Below are 17037 nucleotides of genomic sequence, written 5' to 3'. Positions count from 1 at the left end.
ACGCAAGAGGCGGCGACGCGTCAGACCGGAATGACCGTCGGCACGATCATCGGGCGGCGGCGGTAGGTTTCGGCCACCCAGCGGCCGACCACCCGCCGGACCGACTGCGCGATCCGGTGCGTGTCGGTGATGCCCTCGGCCTCGGTGCGCGACAGCTCCATCTCGACCAGCGGCACCACCGCGTCCAGCGCCTTCGGGTCGTCGGAGAAGCCCCGCCCGGAGACCGTCGGCGGGCTGACCGCGCGCCCGGTGCTCGAATCCACCGCCACGTTGATCGCGATGAACCCGCCCTCGCCGAGGACCAGCCGGTCGGACAAGGTGGACTCGCCCACGTCGCCGACGGACAGCCCGTCGACGTAGACGTGCCCGACCTCGACCCGGCCGCTCAGCCGCGCGCGGCCGTCGACCAGGTCGACCACCACGCCGTCCTCGGCGATCACCACGTTCTCCGGCGCGACGCCGGTGCGGACCGCGAGCTCGCCGTTGGCCACCAGGTGCTTCCACTCGCCGTGCACCGGCATCACGTTGCTCGGGCGCACCGCGTTGTAGAGGTAGAGCAGCTCACCGGCCGAGGCGTGGCCGGACACGTGCACCTTGGCGTTGCCCTGGTGCACCACGTTCGCACCGAGCCGGACCAGGCCGTTGACCACGCCGAACACCGCGGTCTCGTTGCCCGGGATCATCGAGCTGGCCAGCACCACGGTGTCCCCGGCCTTGATCGAGATCTGCCGGTGCTCCCCGCGGGCCATCCGCGACAGCGCGGACAGCGGCTCGCCCTGCGAACCGGTGGAGACGAACAAGACCTTGCTCTCCGGCAGGTTTGCCGCCTGGTCCAGGTCGACCAGCAGCCCGTCGGGCACGTTGAGCAGGCCCAGCTCGGCGGCGATGCCCATGTTGCGGACCATCGAGCGGCCGACGAAGGCCACCCGGCGGCCGTGCTGCACGGCCACGTCGAGCACCTGCTGCACGCGGTGCACGTGGCTGGCGAAGCAGGCCACGATCACCCGCTGGTCCACCCGCCGGATCACGTCGTCGAGCACCGGGCCGATGTCGCGCTCGGGCATCACGAACCCGGGCACCTCGGCGTTGGTCGAGTCCACGCAGAACAGGTCCACGCCCTCGTCGCCGAGCCGCGAGAACCCGGCCAGGTCGGTCAGCCGCCCGTCCAGCGGGAGCTGGTCGAGCTTGATGTCACCGGTGTGCAGCACCACCCCGGCCGGGGTGCGGATGGCCACCGCCAGCGCGTCCGGGATGGAGTGGTTGACCGCGAAGAACTCCAGGTCGAACGGGCCGACCCGGCGCCGCTCGGTCTCCTTGACCTCGATCAGCTTCGGCCGCTGCTTGTGCTCCTTGCACTTGGCCGCGAGCAGCGCCAGGGTGAACCGCGAACCGTAGATCGGCAGGTCGGGCCGCAGGCGCAGGAGGAACGGCGCGGCGCCGATGTGGTCCTCGTGGCCGTGCGTGAGCACCAGCGCCTCGATGTCGTCGAGCCGGTCCTCGATCGCCCGGAAGTCGGGCAGGATCAGGTCCACGCCCGGCTGGTCGTCCTCGGGGAAGAGCACACCGCAGTCGACGATCAGCAGTCTGCCGTCGAACTCGAAGACGGTCATGTTCCGGCCGACTTCGCCGATGCCGCCGAGCGCGACCACGCGCAGGGCGCCGTCAGGGAGTGCGGGTGGTGCCGAGGTGGGGCCGGGTCCGATGGACAGTGAGCTCAACGGTGAATTGTCCCAACGCTGGTATGGGTGGTCGGTGCGACGTACGCCGCCGCGGAGTCGGCGTGCGCCACCCGTGAACTATGCCAGTCGCCCGCCGGTGCGGCGTCGAGCGGCACGCCAGCCTGGGTCAGATCCGCCGAGATGGCCGCGATCTGCTCCTCGGTGGCCGGCACGATCGGCAACCGCGGGTCGCCCGCATCGTACCCGCGCAGCCGCAGCGCGGTCTTGCTGAAGACCACCCCGCCGACCCGGGAGAAGGCCCGGTAGACCGGCAGCATGCCGCGGTGGTTGGTGCGCGCGGTGGAGGTGTCGCCCTCCTCGTAGGCCTCGATCATCGCCCGGATGCGCCCGGCGACCACGTGCCCGACCACGCTGACCACCCCGGCCGCGCCGACCGACAGCCACGGCAGGTTCAGCCCGTCGTCGCCGGAGTAGTAGGCCAGGTCGGTGTTCGCGATGACCTCGCTGCCTGCCAGCAGGTCGCCCTTGGCGTCCTTGACCGCGACGATGCGCGGGTGCTCGGCGAGGCGGCGCAGGGTGTCGACCTCGATCGGCACGATGGAGCGCGGCGGGATGTCGTAGAGCATGATCGGCAGTTCGGTGGCCTCGGCCACGGTGGTGAAGTGCGCGTGCAGGCCCGCCTGGGTGGGCCGCGAGTAGTACGGGGTGACCACGAGCGCGCCGTGCGCGCCGGCCTTCTCGGCCTGGCGCACCAGTTCCACGCTGTGCGCGGTGTCGTAGGTGCCGGCACCGGTGACCACGGTGGCGCGGTCGCCGACGGCCTCGACCACGGCGCGGATCAGGTCCGCCTTCTCCGCGTCGGAGGTGGTCGGGCTCTCGCCGGTGGTGCCGTTCACCACCAGCCCGTCGTTGCCCAGGTCCACCAGGTGCTTCGCGATCTCCTGCGCCCGCTTCAGCGCCAGTGCCCCGTCGCGGTCGAAGGGGGTGATCATCGCGGTGAGCACGCGGCCGAACGGCCGTCCCGGCGCTGCCGAAGGTGGAGTGGACATGCCCCCGACGGTACCTCTTCACCGCCGGTAACCCGGCGTCGACCTCGCAATATCACATGATCAACGCACCTGGTCACCGGTCGGTGCAGAATCCCCGGCGGACGGGCTCGGTGACCGGAACTCCTCCGCCTACCGGACCTCCACCAGTGCCGGGCTGTCCAGCTGCCCGCCGCCGGTCTTGCTCAGCACGCAGTAGCCGTGGCGGACCACGTTGTTGTAGTCGTCCTCCGGCGCGTCCCACGCCTGCTGGGTCGGCAGCAGCACCCGGTACTGCAGGTTGGGCCGCTGCTTCGGGTCCACCGCGTTCGAGTTGAACTTCAGCGCGCAGTGGCCCTCCAGCGCCACGCGCAACCGGTCGAGGCCGGGGTACTGGGCCAGCGGCGCCTTGTCGCTGACGCTGCTGTCGCCGCCGAGCGTGCCGGGCCAGGCGAACACCTCGAAGTCGTGCTCCTTGTCGCACTCGACCTTGTTGCTCGACGAGATCGAGCGGCCCGGCTCCAGTGGCACGTTGTAGCAGCGCTGCGAACCCGACGGCGGGTCGAACTGCTGGATGTCGCCCTGCTGGCCGTAGGTCAGCCCGGGTTGCATCGCCGAGTCCGTGCTCGGTGTCCCCCACCAGTTCCCGGCGAAGAAACCACCGGCCAGCAGCAGGATGGCGGCCAGCACCGCCCCGGTGACCACCAGCGAGCGTCTGCCCTTCGCGGGCGGGGCGGGCGGCTGTTGCGGCCGGGCGTACTGCGTCGGCGCGGGGCCGGCCATGGTCGGCGGCGGTCCGTTGTAGACGGACGTCGGGGTGTGCTGGCCGGTGCCCGCGGCGGCCATCTGCAGCAGCCCGTGTGCCTGGTGCGCGGTCAGCCTGCCCTCCGGCGCGGCGACCAGGAAGCCCATCACCACCGAGGCGAGCGGGCCCTGGGTGCGGGTCAGGTACGGGACCTCGTTCATGATCGCGTGCAGCGTGGCGGCGGTGCTGGTGCGCTCGAAGGCGAGAACGCCCTCGGCGGCGAAGAACAGCGTCACGCCGAGCGACCAGAGGTCCGAGGCGGGCCCGGCCTCGTGCCCGGAAACGCGTTCCGGCGCCATGAACGCCGGGCTGCCGACGATCATGCCGCTGGTGGTCAGCCGCGGGTCGTCCACCGCCTGCGCGATGCCGAAGTCGGTCAGCTTCACCCGGCCGTTGGGCGCGACCATGATGTTGCCGGGCTTGACGTCGCGGTGCACGATGCCCGCCTCGTGCGCGGCCTGCAGCGCGGACAGCACCTGCAGGCCGATGCTGGCCACCTGCGGGGCGGGCAGCGCGCCCCGCTCGCGCACCAGGTCCGACAGGGTGGGCGCCTCGACCAGTTCCATCACGATGTAGGTGGTGCCCGCTTCGGCGACCACGTCGAACACGGTGACCACGGCGGGGTCGTTGAGCCTGCCGCCGGTGCGGACCTCGCGCAGCACGCGCTCGGAGAACACGCCCGCGTCGTCGGCACCGTCGGGCAGGCGCAGTTCCTTGATCGCGACGTGCCTGCCGATCACCCGGTCCTCGGCGCGGAAGACCACGCCCATGCCGCCTCGGCCGAGTTCGCCGAGCAGGACGTACCTGTCGGCGATCACACGGGGCCCGGGCGCGGGCGCCTGGGCCCGCTGGGTCGTTTCCTCGGTCACGATCGGCGCGCCTCCCTCGGTTTGGCCAGGATGGTAGTCCGACCGCGTGGGGCGCCGTGCGGTTCCTGGCGGAGCCGGGGAATAACGGTGTTCAGCCGGCGAAGGTCAGGTACAGCAGTGCCACGTTCAGCGTGATGATCACCGCGGCCACCAGCCAGGCCACCGCGGTGGTGGCGCGGTGGTTGGCGTCGGCGCCCATCAGCTCGCGGTCGCTGGTCAGCCGGACCAGCGGGACCAGTGCGAACGGGATGCCGAAGGACAGCACCACCTGCGAGACCACCAGCGCGCGGCTCGGGTCGACGCCGATCGCGAGCACCACGATCGCCGGGGCGAGGGTGACCAGGCGGCGCAGCAGCAGCGGGATCCGCTTGCGCAGCAGGCCCTGCATGATCATCGCGCCGGCGTAGGCACCGACCGAAGTGGACGCCAGGCCGGAGGCGAGCAGGCCGATCGCGAACAGCAGCGCGATGCCCGGTCCGAGCACGTCCCCGACCGCCGCGTGCGCGCCCTCGATGGAGTCGACGCCTTCGCGGCCGCGCAGCGTGGTGGCCGCGAGCAGGACCATCGACAGGTTCACCGCGCCCGCCAGCAGCATCGCCAGCCCGACGTCGAACTTGGTCGCCTTGAGCAGTTTGGTGCGGCGCTCCCCCTCGACCCGGCCGTGCCGGTCGCGGGCGAGGCCGGAGTGCAGGTACACCGCGTGGGGCATCACGGTGGCGCCGAGCATGGCGGCGGCGATCAGCACGCTCTCGGCACCGTCGAACCGCGGGACCAGGCCGCCGAGCGTGCCGGACACCGACGGCGGCTGGACCACGACGCTGGTCAGGAAGCCGACCGCGATCACCGCGAGCAGGCCGGTGATCACCCGCTCGAACGGGCGCTGGCCGCGTTTGTCCTGCACCAGGAGCAGGGCCATGGACACCACGCCGGTGATCACGCCGCCGAGCAGCAGCGGGAGGTCGAACAGCAGGTAGAGGGCGATCGCGCCGCCGACCACCTCGGCCAGGTCGGTGGCGATGGCGACGAGTTCGGCCTGGGCCCAGTAGGCGAGCCGGGTCGGGCGCGAGGTGCGCTCGCGGACGGCTTCGGGCAGGGAGAGGCCGGTGACCAGGCCGAGCTTGGCGGAGAGGAACTGGACCAGGCAGGCCATCAGATTGGCCGCCACGATCACCCAGACCAGGAGGTAGCCGAACTGGGCGCCGGCGCTGATGTTGGAGGCCACGTTGCCGGGGTCGACGTAGGCGATCGCGGCGACGAAGGCCGGGCCGAGCAGCATCGACCCGGCCCGCACCCGCTTCAGGCGCTCCCGGCTCGACGGGGCGGCATCGGTCAACGCCATGGCAAACCTCCGGTTTCAAGCGGTGCAACTTGAATTTTAGGCACGCCGAACATCGGTGTACATACCGCCGTAACGGGGACAGGTGTGATGTCAATCCCGTTGGCGGAGCGCGGGCCGGACGCAGTGAATGTGGCTTTCACAGCGAATTCGGCAGTGAAAGCCACATTCACGCCACCTCGGCGGGACGTTGCCGGGGCCGGAAGCGGGCCGCGCGGCGGCAGGCGCCGTGGCGGAGCGTTACATGGACACGTCGTGGCCCGCGGCCTGCAGGGCGTTGATGGCCCTGGTCAGGTCGTCGGACTTCACCAGCACGTGGTCGGTTTCGAAGGTCGACAGGGTGAACAGCGCCACCCCCGCCGCGGCCAGTTCGCTCGCCAGCGCGGCGATGATCCCGGTCAGCGTGAAGGCCAGCGGCCCCCGGACCGACAACAGCCGCCAGTCCGCTTCGACGCGGGCGCCGGCGGGCGCGAACTTCACCGGGCAGATGATCGACACCTCGCGCTGCGTCCTGGTCACCGAGACCAGCACCTGCCCGGGGTGCGAGAACAGTTCCGACGGCACGGCCTGGTCCGGTTCCAGCCTGGCGACCGCGTACTCCAGCGGCTGGACGTCGATGACGAGGCGGCGCATCAGCCTTCCAGCACCTTCGGGCTGGTGGCGATCTCGGTCCCGTCTGGCAGCCGCGAGATGGTGAAGTCGGCGAACACGTTGCCCGCCGCCTTCTGCAACTCCCGCAGGCATTCCACGGCCAGCGCGCGGATCTCCACGTCGGCGTGCTCGGTGGCGCGCATCCCGACGAAGTGCCGCCACGCGCGGTAGTTCCCGGTCACCACGATCTGGGTCTCGCTGGCGTTCGGCAGCACCGCGCGCGCGGCCTGCCGCGCCTGCTTCCGGCGCAGCGTGGCGCTCGGCGAGTCGGCGAACTTGGCTTCCAGCCCGGCCAGCAGCTCGGTGTGCGCGGCCAGGCTGGCCCGCGTCGCGGCGACGAACTTCTCGTGCAGCTCCGGGTCTTCGGCGATCACGTCCGGCTCGACGAACGCCTCGGGCACGTACCGCTGCGACAGCTGCGAATAGGAGAAGTGCCGGTGGCGCACCAGTTCGTGGGTCAGCGACCGCGAGATCCCGGTCAGGTAGAAGGTGACCGAACCGTGCTCCAGCACCGACAGGTGCCCGACCTCGATCACGTGGTCGAGGTACCCGGCGTTGGTGGCGGTCCGCGGGTTCGGCTTCTGCCACGACTGGTAACAGGCCCGGCCGGCGAATTCGGCGAGCGCCTGCCCGCCGTCGGCGTCGGTGGACCACGGCACGTCGTCGGGCGGGAAGAACTCCGTCTTCGCGATCAACTGCACCCTGGCCAAAGCCGCTCCCTCCGCGCTTCCCCCTCGACCCCGGCAGCCTAACGCGCACCCCGAGATGTCTCCGGGATGTCCCGGATGATGTCGCCGCTTCCTTGACTGACACCACGAATGACATCACTGTGGTGTCATGGACCTGACGACGTACATCTCCAGCCTCCGCGAGGACCTCGCCACGGCGGCCTCGGCGGGCGACGAGCAGACCCGGCAGACCGCCGCGGTGCTCGCCGCGACCCTCGAACCGGCCATGCGCCTGGCGCTGATGAACGCGCTCGCCGACCTCGCCGCCGAGGTCACCGCCAACCAGCCCGACTACCTGGTCGACGTCCGGCTCGACGGCCGGGACGTGCGCGTGGTGGTCACCGGCACGAGCGGCGCCGGTGAGAAGACCGAGAGCGAGCCTGCCGCCGAGAAGCCGCGCGAGCCCAAGTCCGAGCCCAAGATGCCGTTCGACAGCGGCGAGATCAGCCGGATGACGCTGCGGCTGTTCGACCAGGTGAAGAACCAGGCCGAGCGCGCCGCGTCCGCACAGGGCGTCTCGCTGAACACCTTCGTCACCCAGGCGGTGCAGGGCGCGCTGCAGGGCAAGGCCCCGTTCGAGCAGGGCGAGCAGCGGCGCGGGCCGAACAGCAGCACCCGCATGCACGGCTGGGTGCAGGGCTGATGAGCACCGGAGACACCACCGGACAGCCGGACGACCACCTCGTCCGCACCGGCAACTTCCCCGCCACCGGCCCGATCGAGCTGGACGTCAGCATCACCGTCGGCCGGGTCCAGGTCCTGCTGGCCGAGTCCGACGGCGAGGCCGAGACCACCGTCGAACTCCGGCACGAGCCGGCCGCCCAGGCCCCGTGGGCCGACGGCGTGAACGCGGTGCTGAGCTGGGTGACCGAGCGCTTCGGCGACCAGTTCGACACCGACGTGCTCGGCTCACCGGCCGAGGCGGTGCGCCAGTCGCGGATCGAGCAGGTCGGTGACCAGATCATCGTCCGCGGGCCCAAGGCGCTGCCGCTGCGCAAGGTGCCGCTGAACGTCACCGTGCACGCGCCGCGCGGCTCGCACCTGGGCATTCGCGCGGGCGCCGCCGACGTGACGGTCACCGGCACGGCCGGGCGCGCCAGCATCTCCACCGGATCGGGTGACGTCTCGCTCGGCGAGACCAAGGCCGCGGCCAACGTGCGCACCGGCTCCGGTGAGGTCCAGCTCGGCCCGAGCACCTACGGGCTGCAGGTCCGCTCCGGCAGCGGATCGGTGCGGCTGGCCGCGCCGACCGGCTCGGCCACCGTGGTCACCGGCACCGGCGACATCTGGCTCGGCGCGGTTTCCGGAGACGTGATGGCCCGCAGCGGCAGCGGCGATCTCACCGTGGCCGAGGCGAAGTCCGGCTCGATGGAGCTCAACACCGGGTCCGGCGAGATCCGGTTCGGCGTGGCTTCCGGGGTGACCGCGGAGGTCGACGTGTCCACCGTGTCCGGGCGCGTGTCCAGCGAACTCCCGGTGCGGGAGACCCCGCCGGAGGAGGCGGCCGCGGTGCGGGCGCGCATGCGCACCGGTTCCGGCGACGCGGTGGTGACCAGCGCCGGCGCGTGAAACCGAGACCGATCAGCCGTTCCGGCGATAAACTCGGGGGCAAATGAGCCTCCAAGTGGTGAGCCCGGTGCTGGTCGGGCGCGACGGCGAGACGAGCAGGGTGGCCGAGGCCTTCGACCGGGTGGCCGGTGGTGGCCAGGCCACCCTGCTCGTCGGCGGGGAGGCCGGGGTCGGCAAGTCCCGGCTGGTGGCGGAGTTCCTCGACCGGGCGGGCGCCAAGGCGACCGTGCTGTCCGGCGGCTGCGTGGAACTCGGCGCGGACGGCCTGCCGTTCGCGCCGTTCGTCGCCGCGTTGCGCGGGCTGGCGGCGGCCACCGGCCCGGCCGACTTCGACCGGCTGCTGCCGGACAAGGCCGATCTCGCGCCTCTGCTGCCGGGCACCGTGCGCGGCCCCGGCCCGGTCGGTGACGACGCGCGCCCGCGGTTGTTCGAAGGCGTGCTCGCGCTGCTCGGCAGGCTCGCCGCCGAGCGGCCGGTGGTGCTGGTGATCGAGGACGCGCACTGGGCCGACCGCTCCAGCCGCGACCTGCTCGACTTCCTGGTGCGCAACCAGGGCGCGGTCCCCGGTTCTCTGGTGCTGGTGACGCACCGGTCCGAGGAGCTGAACCGCGCGCACCCGCTGCGGTCGCTGCTGGCCGAGCTGGCCCGGCTGCCGTGGGCGCAGCGGCTGGAACTCGGCAGGCTGGGCAAGCACGAAGTGGTGCAGCTGGTGCGCCACATCCTCGGCCGCGAACCGGATCCCGAGCTGGTCTCCGCGGTTTTCCAGCGCAGCGAAGGAAATCCGCTGTTCGTCGAAGCGATGCTGGACTGCGAGAACAACGACGACACCGGCGAGATCCCGGCTTCGCTGGAGGACCTGCTGGCGTCCCGGATCGACCGGCTGCCACCGGATGCCGCCTACGTCGCCGGGCTGATCGGACTGAGCGAGGTCACCGTCTGCCACGCGCTGCTCAGCGAGGTCGCGGAACTGGACGAACGAGCGCTCTCCGCCGCCGTGCGGGCCGCGGTCGACGCGAACGTGCTCGTCATCGAAGGCGAGGGATACCGCTTCCGGCACGCGCTGATCGGCGCGGCGGCCACCGCGAACCTGATGCCGGGCGAGCGCCGGTCGCTGCACGCGCGGTACGCCGAGGCGATGCGCGAGGACCCCACGCTGTCCGCGGGCGCGCCCTCGGTCACCGAACTCGCCCAGCACCTGTACCGGGCGGGTGACTTCCCGAGCGCGATCTGCGCGGCCTGGCGGGCCGCGGGCGAGGCGCAGCGATTGCTCGCCTACGCCGAGCAGGCCCGCATGCTCGACCGCGTGCGCGAACTGTGGGCCCTGGTCCCGGATCCGTGCTGCGAACTGGGCGGCATCGACTACGCGACGGTGCTGGAGCAAGCCGTCGAAGCGGCGAGCCGGGCCGGGGACAACGTCAGCGGCGAACGCTTCGCGACCATGGCGCTGGCCGAGATCGACCGTGACGCGCAACGGGTGCGCGCGGCCGCCTTGCTCGACCAGCGGGCCCGGTTGCGGGCACACCTCGGGCAGCCCGGCGCGTTGGAGGACCACCGCGAGGCGATCCGCCTGGTGCCGGAGGACCACCCCGCGCGCGGGCACCTGCTGAACTCCTACGCCGCGCGCCTGATGGAGATCCCGCGTGCCGACGAAGCCCGGGACGCGGCGGAAGCGGCACTGGAATCCTCGTGCCACAACGGAGAACGGTCCGCCGAAGCCGCCGCGCTGATCACCCTCGCCGTGCTCGACGCGCGCCTCGGCGACCTGGAGGAGCAGTTGCCGCGGCTGAAGCGCGCCGGGGCGATCGCCGAAACACTGGGCGAGCACCGGTTGCGCCTGCACGCCATCCACGCGGAATCCTCGCTGCTGCGGGCTTTCGGCCGGCTGCCCGAGGCGGAAGCCAAGGCACGCACGGGATTGGTGGTGGCGAAGGAGACCGGCCTGTACCGCGCGGCCGGTGCGCAGCACAGCCTGAACCTGGCCGGCGCGATGATCGACGGCGGCCGCTGGGACGAGGCGATGGCCGTCCTCGAACAGGCGCTCGACCTCGCCCCCGCGCCCGCGTTCCGCGAACACCTGTTGTGCCTCAAGGGATACATCGCACTGCAACGCGGTGAACCCGAACTGCCGGAGCGGCTGCTCGCCCGCGCGCACGAGCAGTTCGGCGAGGACGTCCGGTTCAACCAGGACCCGTTCCTGGTGGCACGCCTGGAAACCGAGCTGCGCCTCACGCAGGGGCGGTACGGCGAGGCGCGGGCCGTGCTCGAACGCGCGCTCGCGCACCCGCAGCTGGCCGCGGCGGGCAGGCTGCTCTGGCCGTTGCTGGTGCTCGGCAGCAGGCTCGCCGACCACGACCCGTCCTGGCGCGGCACCGACCTGCTGGCCCGCCTGCGCCGGATCGCCGCGGAACTACCGATCGCCGGGCCGGTGCAGCACGCCTTCGCGCGGCTCTTCGACGCCTACACCGGTGGTGAGCGCGACGACTGGGACGCCGCGACCGCGGCCTGGCGCGAACTCGGCCAGCCGCTGCGGCTCGCCCAGGCCTGCCTGGGTTCGGCGGCGGCCGCGATCACCGCCGACGGTGACCGCGAAGCCGCCGCGGAACTGCTGCGCGAGGCTTACGGACTGGCCGGGCAGCTGGGCGCGAGGCCGTTGCGCGACCGCGTCGCCGATCTGGCCAGGCGGGCCAGGATCCAGGTGGTGCCCGGCGCGCCCGAACCACTGGGCAACGGGCACGCCCGGCTCGGGCTGACCCCGCGTGAGCTGGAGATCCTGCGCCTGGTGACGGCGGGCAAGGCCAACCGGGAGATCGCCGACGAGCTGTTCATCTCGGCGAAGACGGCCAGCGTCCACGTGTCGAACATCCTCGGCAAGCTCGGCGTCGCGAACCGCGTCGAGGCCGCGGCGACGGCCAACCAGCTGGGCCTGTTCGACTGACTTAGGCGGTGGCTTGGTGCTACCCCGGCGAATAGGGCTGCTGCCTCATGTGGGGTGGGTGGCCTTATCGAGAGGCTCGATCCCAGTGGGCCGGAATCGCCGGCCCGGGGAGCCGGGAGCACACGATGGGCGTCAAGATCCTTGGTATCGCGGGAAGTCTGCGGGAAGGGTCGTTCAACGGGCGGCTGCTCACCGCGGCCAGCTACGAACTGCCGCGCGGCATGGAGCTCCGCCGGTGGGGCGGGCTGAGCCTGGTGCCGCCGTTCGACGAGGACGCCGAAACCGGGCCGGAGCCGGGTGGCGTGGCCGAACTGCGGCGGGCGATCGCGGACGCGGAGGGACTGCTCATCGCGACGCCGGAGTACAACGGCTCGATCCCGGGGCAGCTGAAGAACGCGCTGGACTGGGCGTCGCGGCCGTACGGCGAGGGGGTGCTGACCGGCAAGCCGGCCGCGGTGATCGGGGCGAGCAACGGGGTGCACGGCGCGGCGTGGGCGCAGGACGAACTGCGGAAGGTGCTCAAGCTCGCCGGTGCCGAGGTGCTCGACGGCACGCTGCCGGTCGGGCGGGTGGCGCGGCAGCTCGACGAGGACGACCGCCTGCTCGACCACGAACTGCGGCGCGGGATGAGCGCCCTGCTGCACGGCCTGCGCGACCGGATCCGGCTGGGGGCGTTCGCGTGACCGAACCGGTTTCGCGCACCAACTGGGGCGCGGTGGCGGTCGCCGCGCTCGGGGTGGTGCTCGCGGCGCTGGACATGACGATCGTGGCGGTGGCGCTGCCGTCGATCGGGGCGGAGTTCGGGGTCAGCCCGTCGGCGGTGCAGTGGGTGCTGCTGGCTTACTCGTTGCCGCTGGTGGCGTTGAGCGTGCCGGCCGGGCGGTGGCTCGACCGGGCCGGGCCGCTGCCCGCGTTCGTGCTGGCGACCGCGGGGTTCGGGGTGACCAGCCTGGTGATCGCGGTGGCGCCGGCGTTCGGTGTGCTGCTCGCCGGGCGGGTGCTGCAGGGGGTGTTCGGCAGTCTGGTGGGGGTGGTCAGCCTGCCGATCGTGGCGCGGGCGGCCCGGCCGGAGCACCGCGCGCGGGCGATGGGGCTGGTGCTGACGCTGATCCCGCTGAGCGGGGTGGGCGGGCCGGTGGTGGGCGGTTGGCTCGCCGAGTCCTTCGGCTGGCGGTCGGTGTTCGCGGTGAACCTGCCGATCGTGGTGCTCACCCTGGCCCTGGCGAGGCGGGTGATCCCGAGCGGTAAGGCAGGCCCGTTGCCGCTTGGGCGGGGGTTGCCGTGGCCCGACGGTGGGTTGCTCAGGGAGGCCGCCGTGCTGGGGTTGGCATCGGCGGGGTTGTTCGGCGCCTTGCACTTCGCCGGGGTGGATGCGCTCTGGTTCATCGGGTTGCTCGCCGTGGCGGGGACCCTGACCGCGGCGTGGGCGCGGACCGCGGGCGCGCGACCCGTGCTCACCCTGCTGCGACGCCGCGAGATCGCGCTCGCACTCGGCGCCATGGCCGGGGTGACCACCGGCGTCGGGGCGTTGCACTTCGTGGTGCCCTACCTGTTCGCCGACCTCCTTCGCACGGCCTCACCGAGCACGATCGGGCTGGCCCTCCTGAGCGTCTCGGCGGCGATGGCGGTGACCTCCCCGATCGCCGGGGTGCTCGCCGATCGGATCGGCAAGGTGCCGGTCGCCTCGGCGGGGGCGGTGGTCGCGCTGGCCGGGCTGCTGGGCCTCCTGCTCGTCGGCCCGGGGGCTCAGCTGGTGGACGTGGCCTGGCCGCTCGCCGTGGTCGGCATCGGGAACGGCCTGTTCGCCGGGCCCAACTCGGCCGCCGTGCTGGAGGACACGCCGCCGGAGCTGCTGGGCACGTCGAGCGGGGTGGCCACCCTGGTGCGCACCCTCGGCTTCTCCCTCGGCCCGGCACTCGGCGCCCTCACCTGGACCACCACCTTCGACGGCTTCCACACCGGCATCCTGGCCCTGGCCGCGGCGGGCGCGGTGAGCGTCGTCCTCACGGTCACCGGCCGCCGCTCCACGCTCGCAAGCTGACCGCGAAACTACCGCAGCAGTTTGGCCAGCGCCGGCCCCAGATCCCCCCGCGGCTGCGCGCTGGCTCCCGACAGGTTCAGCCACTCGGCCATGTGCCGCAGTTCGCCGGCCAGTTCCGGCAGCACCCGCGCCTGGTCCACCCCCGCCTCGGCGAACGCCCCCTGCACCCGCAGCACCCCCGCCGCCCGGTCGGCCTTCAGGTCCACCCGCGCCACCAGCTCCCCGTCCAGCAGGAACGGGAACACGTAGTACCCGTACTCCCGCTTCGGCTCCGGCACGTAGATCTCGATGCGGTACCGGAACCCGAACATCCGCTCGGTCCGCGCCCGCTCCCAGATCAACGGGTCGAACGGGCACAACAGCGCCCGCCCGGTGATCGCACGCGGGGTCCGCGCGCTGCTGTGCCGGTACGCCTGCGCCTTCCAGCTCCGGACCCGCACCGGCTCCAGCTCACCCGCCTCGACCAGCTCGGCCACCGCCTGGCGGGCGACGTCCGGGCCGAGGCGGTAGTAGTCGCGCAGGTCGGTCTCGGTGGCGATGCCCAGCGCCGCCGCCGACTTCCCGATCAGCCGCCGCGCCGCCTCGTCCTTGGCCACCGTGGTGGCCAGGACCTCCGGCGGGACCACTCGCTCGGTCAGGTCGTAGAGCCGTTCGAAGCTGCGCCGCGTGCCGGTGGACAACTGCCCCATGCCGAACAGCCACTCGCAGATCCGCTTCACCTCGGATCGGTCCCACCACGGCCCCTGCCGCCGGACCCGCTCCCCGGCCAGCTCGCGCTCGATCGCCCCGGCCCCGATCGGCCCGTGCTCCTTGACCACCGCCAGCACGTCCTCGGCCAGCGTCGGCGAGCGCTCCAGCAGCTTCTCGTACCCGCGCCACCAGCCCATCCGCTTCGCCCCCGAGCGCAGCAGCGGCCAGTCCTCCACCGGGATCAGGCTCGCCTCGTGCGCCCAGCTCTCCACCAGCAACCGCGGCCGCCGCGCCGAATGCGTCCACGCCGCGTCGTCGACCAGCGCCGGCGCGTACGAACCGAGCCGCGCGAACAACGGCGCGTAGTGCGCTCGGACCGCCACGTTCACCGAGTCCAGCTGGAGCAGCTGCACCCGCGACAACACCCGCTGCAAATGCCGCCGCGTGGGCTCCCCGCCCGGACGCGGATCGGCGAACCCCTGTGCGGCCAGCGCCGTGCGCCGCGCCACCGAATCACTCACCGTCTGCATGATGGCGTCATCGTGCCAGGGACCACCGACAATCCCGGGACACCCGTGCCGATAGGTTCCCCCCATGAGCCAGGCCCAGGTCCGCGCCGCCACCCCCACCGACGTGCCCGAGATCGCCCGCATCCAGCGGGAGACCTGGCGGGTCGCCTACGCGGAGTTCCTCGGCGAGCAGGCGCTGGCCGCACTGGACGCCCCCGAGACCGAACAGCACTGGACCGCCGCGGTCGAGCACCCCGGCACGGCCGTGCTGGTGGCCACCGAGGGCCGGTTCACCGTCGGCTTCTGCGTCGCGGGCCAGGCACCGGCCGACGAGGTCGCCTCCGCCGCGGGTGAGCTGCCCGAAGACGCCGAGCGCGTCGGCCTGATCGCCACCATGCTGGTCGAACCGCGCTGGGGCCGTCGCGGGCACGGCGGCCGCCTGCTCGGCCACGCGGCCCGTGAGCTGCGCGAACTCGGCGCCGAGCGCGGCATCGCGTGGGTGGCCCAGTCCGACGCCGCCTCGCTCGGTTTCTACAAGCGGATCGGCTGGCACCCCGACGGCACCGTCCGCACGCTGGACACCGGCGAGAAGACCATCCGCGAACTCCGCATCACCGGCTCGCTGGCGTACCTTCAGCTGACCTCCTGAACACCACCCAGCGCAGCACGCTGTACATGAACACGCCCTCGCACGCGCCCGCGACCAGCCGCGACAGGTGGTACTGCACGCCCAGCTCGACCAGCCCGCTGCCCACCCCGAGGATGAACGCGAAGTAGTTGATCGCCACCGCGATCGCGTACAGCACGGCCTGTTTCCCGACCGGCGCGTGCGACTGGAAGTTGAACGCGCGGTTGAGCACGAAGCTCAGCCCGAACGCGATCACGTACGCCACCGTGATGGACAGCGGAACCGCCAGGCCCAGTTGCCCGTGCAGGAGGGTTAGCAGCAGCAGGTCCACGCCGAAGGTGAAGCCGTTGATCACGCAGAAGCCGAGGAAGGTCGGCGGCACCACCTTGGCGAGCCCGAACGGCAACCGTTTGGTGACCGCCCCGCACAGCTCGATGAACCGGTCGGCGGCGGTTTTCTCGGCGACGGCCACGACCGCAACCCTGCCAGCGCGAGGTGTCCGGAATACGACGATCAGGTGATCTTCCGGTGCGGCAAGAGGGGGGCCAGCACCAGGGTCGCGCTCAGGTCGCGCTGCTAACTTGGATCGGGGACCCCACAGGAGGTGCGATGATCGGCTGGCTCTGCGTGACGCTCGGCGTCGCGTTCGGCTCCGCCATCCTGCCCCTGATCAGCGTCGAGGTCTTCGTGATCGGGCTGGCCAGCACCGAGCCGGGCGTGCACTGGCTGGCCATCGGCGCGGCGGTGGCGATCGGCCAGGTGGCCGGCAAGCTGCTCTACTACCTGGCCGCGAAGGGCACCATCAAGCTGCCGAAGTTCCTGCACGACCGGCTCCACCGCGAACGCCCGATGACCGCGCGCCGCGCCCGCTGGGAACTGCGCACCAAGCGCGTGCGCGCCTGGCTGGAGGGCCTGCGCGAACGCTGCCACCGGCACCCCGCCTGGATGACCGGCACCTACGGGGTGAGCGCGGTGGTCGGCCTGCCGCCGTTCATGGCCACCACGGTGCTGGCCGGGCTGGTGCGGATGCCGATGTCGTTGTTCCTCGGCGCCGGCCTGGCCGGGCGGTTCGCCCGGTTCAGCCTGCTCGCCGCGTCCCCGGCGATGTTCGCCGGCTGGCTAAACTTCTGAGTCGGCCGCTTCCAGCTCGACCGCCTTGCGCATGGTTTCGCGGGCCCGCCGCCGGTCTCCGGCGATGTCGTAGGCGTGGGCCAGCCGGTACCAGTGCCGCCAGTTCTCCGGATCGGCGTCCAGTTCCGCCCGCCGTTCGTCGAACCAGGCGTCCGCGGCGTCGCGGTCCACCCGGCCGGACGGCCGTCGCGGCAGGTCGGAGACGTCCGGCAGGCCACCCTCGCGGTCCAGCCGCCGCGCGAGCTGCTGGACGCGCACCCCGGACCGCCAGGTGGTCACCACGATCCAGACGCCGAGCAGCGGCAGCAGCAGCACACCGACGCCGAACACCACCGGCACCACCTCGCCGGTCTTGAGCAACGCGATCGCGCGCCCGGCGAGCAGCACGAAGTACAGCACCAGCGCCGCGGTCAGCAGCAGCGCGAAGTTGCGAGCCTTCAC

At 72.3% G+C, this 17037-nt stretch carries 16 protein-coding genes; 7 read left to right on the top strand and 9 right to left on the bottom strand.

Annotated elements, in window-relative coordinates:
• Positions 1-20: 20 nt before the first annotated feature.
• The 6 genes from JYK18_RS23765 to thyX form a co-directional block, all read right to left on the bottom strand.
• Positions 21-1709: a ribonuclease J gene (locus JYK18_RS23765; RefSeq protein ID WP_277992323.1), complete on the bottom strand. Its 1689-nt coding sequence runs from the start codon at positions 1707-1709 to the stop codon at positions 21-23.
• 5 nt (positions 1710-1714) lie between these two features.
• Positions 1715-2728, bottom strand: coding sequence for a 4-hydroxy-tetrahydrodipicolinate synthase (gene dapA, locus JYK18_RS23760; protein WP_206804786.1), 1014 nt, complete (start codon positions 2726-2728; stop codon positions 1715-1717).
• A gap of 129 nt (positions 2729-2857) precedes the next feature.
• On the bottom strand, positions 2858-4378 hold the full coding sequence (locus JYK18_RS23755) for a serine/threonine-protein kinase (RefSeq protein ID WP_206804784.1): 1521 nt from the start codon (positions 4376-4378) through the stop codon (positions 2858-2860).
• 91 nt (positions 4379-4469) lie between these two features.
• Positions 4470-5717 carry an Nramp family divalent metal transporter gene (locus JYK18_RS23750; RefSeq protein ID WP_206804782.1) on the bottom strand — a complete coding sequence of 416 codons (1248 nt, stop codon included), beginning with the start codon at positions 5715-5717 and terminating at the stop codon, positions 4470-4472.
• A 237-nt stretch (positions 5718-5954) separates the two neighbouring features.
• On the bottom strand, positions 5955-6347 hold the full coding sequence (locus JYK18_RS23745; protein ID WP_206804780.1) for an ACT domain-containing protein: 393 nt from the start codon (positions 6345-6347) through the stop codon (positions 5955-5957).
• The gene (gene thyX / locus JYK18_RS23740; RefSeq protein WP_206804778.1) at positions 6347-7075 is read right to left on the bottom strand and encodes an FAD-dependent thymidylate synthase; all 729 of its coding nucleotides are present in this window, start codon (positions 7073-7075) and stop codon (positions 6347-6349) included. The genes JYK18_RS23745 and thyX overlap by 1 nt, the downstream gene beginning before the upstream one ends.
• Positions 7076-7202: 127 nt before the next feature.
• On the opposite strand from thyX, the gene JYK18_RS23735 reads away from it, so the two are divergent.
• The 5 genes from JYK18_RS23735 (at position 7203) to JYK18_RS23715 (ending at position 13638) form a co-directional block, all read left to right on the top strand.
• A complete protein-coding gene (locus JYK18_RS23735) occupies positions 7203-7736 on the top strand; it encodes a toxin-antitoxin system HicB family antitoxin (protein WP_206804776.1) in 534 nt (177 codons plus the stop codon).
• Positions 7736-8662: a DUF4097 family beta strand repeat-containing protein gene (locus JYK18_RS23730; RefSeq protein WP_206804774.1), complete on the top strand. Its 927-nt coding sequence runs from the start codon at positions 7736-7738 to the stop codon at positions 8660-8662. The genes JYK18_RS23735 and JYK18_RS23730 overlap by 1 nt, the downstream gene beginning before the upstream one ends.
• 43 nt (positions 8663-8705) lie before the next feature.
• Entirely contained in the window at positions 8706-11597 is a 2892-nt protein-coding gene (locus JYK18_RS47590; protein WP_206804772.1) for an AAA family ATPase, read from the top strand.
• A 125-nt stretch (positions 11598-11722) separates the two neighbouring features.
• Positions 11723-12280, top strand: a complete 558-nt coding sequence (locus JYK18_RS23720) for an NADPH-dependent FMN reductase (RefSeq protein ID WP_206804770.1) — start codon at positions 11723-11725, stop codon at positions 12278-12280.
• Complete coding sequence (locus JYK18_RS23715) at positions 12277-13638, top strand: MFS transporter (RefSeq protein ID WP_206804768.1); 1362 nt, start codon at positions 12277-12279, stop codon at positions 13636-13638. Before JYK18_RS23720 ends, JYK18_RS23715 begins: the two co-directional genes overlap by 4 nt.
• A gap of 8 nt (positions 13639-13646) precedes the next feature.
• On the opposite strand, the gene JYK18_RS23710 is transcribed toward JYK18_RS23715, so the two are convergent.
• Complete coding sequence (locus tag JYK18_RS23710; protein WP_206804766.1) at positions 13647-14858, bottom strand: winged helix-turn-helix domain-containing protein; 1212 nt, start codon at positions 14856-14858, stop codon at positions 13647-13649.
• Positions 14859-14922: 64 nt separating this feature from the next.
• On the opposite strand from JYK18_RS23710, the gene JYK18_RS23705 reads away from it, so the two are divergent.
• Entirely contained in the window at positions 14923-15486 is a 564-nt protein-coding gene (locus JYK18_RS23705; RefSeq protein ID WP_206804765.1) for a GNAT family N-acetyltransferase, read from the top strand.
• Here the strand turns inward: JYK18_RS23705 and JYK18_RS23700 are convergent.
• Complete coding sequence (locus JYK18_RS23700; protein WP_307796028.1) at positions 15449-15937, bottom strand: GtrA family protein; 489 nt, start codon at positions 15935-15937, stop codon at positions 15449-15451. The genes JYK18_RS23705 and JYK18_RS23700 overlap by 38 nt on opposite strands.
• 137 nt (positions 15938-16074) lie before the next feature.
• Between JYK18_RS23700 and JYK18_RS23695 the strand changes: the two genes are divergently transcribed.
• Positions 16075-16596 (top strand): hypothetical protein, encoded by a 522-nt coding sequence (locus tag JYK18_RS23695; protein ID WP_206804763.1) that lies wholly within the window; start codon positions 16075-16077, stop codon positions 16594-16596.
• On the opposite strand, the gene JYK18_RS23690 is transcribed toward JYK18_RS23695, so the two are convergent.
• A complete protein-coding gene (locus tag JYK18_RS23690; protein WP_206804761.1) occupies positions 16585-17037 on the bottom strand; it encodes a tetratricopeptide repeat protein in 453 nt (150 codons plus the stop codon). The genes JYK18_RS23695 and JYK18_RS23690 overlap by 12 nt on opposite strands.

Source organism: Amycolatopsis sp. 195334CR, from assembly GCF_017309385.1.
Taxonomy (GTDB): domain Bacteria; phylum Actinomycetota; class Actinomycetes; order Mycobacteriales; family Pseudonocardiaceae; genus Amycolatopsis.
This window is presented reverse-complemented; position numbering and strand designations above follow the sequence as displayed.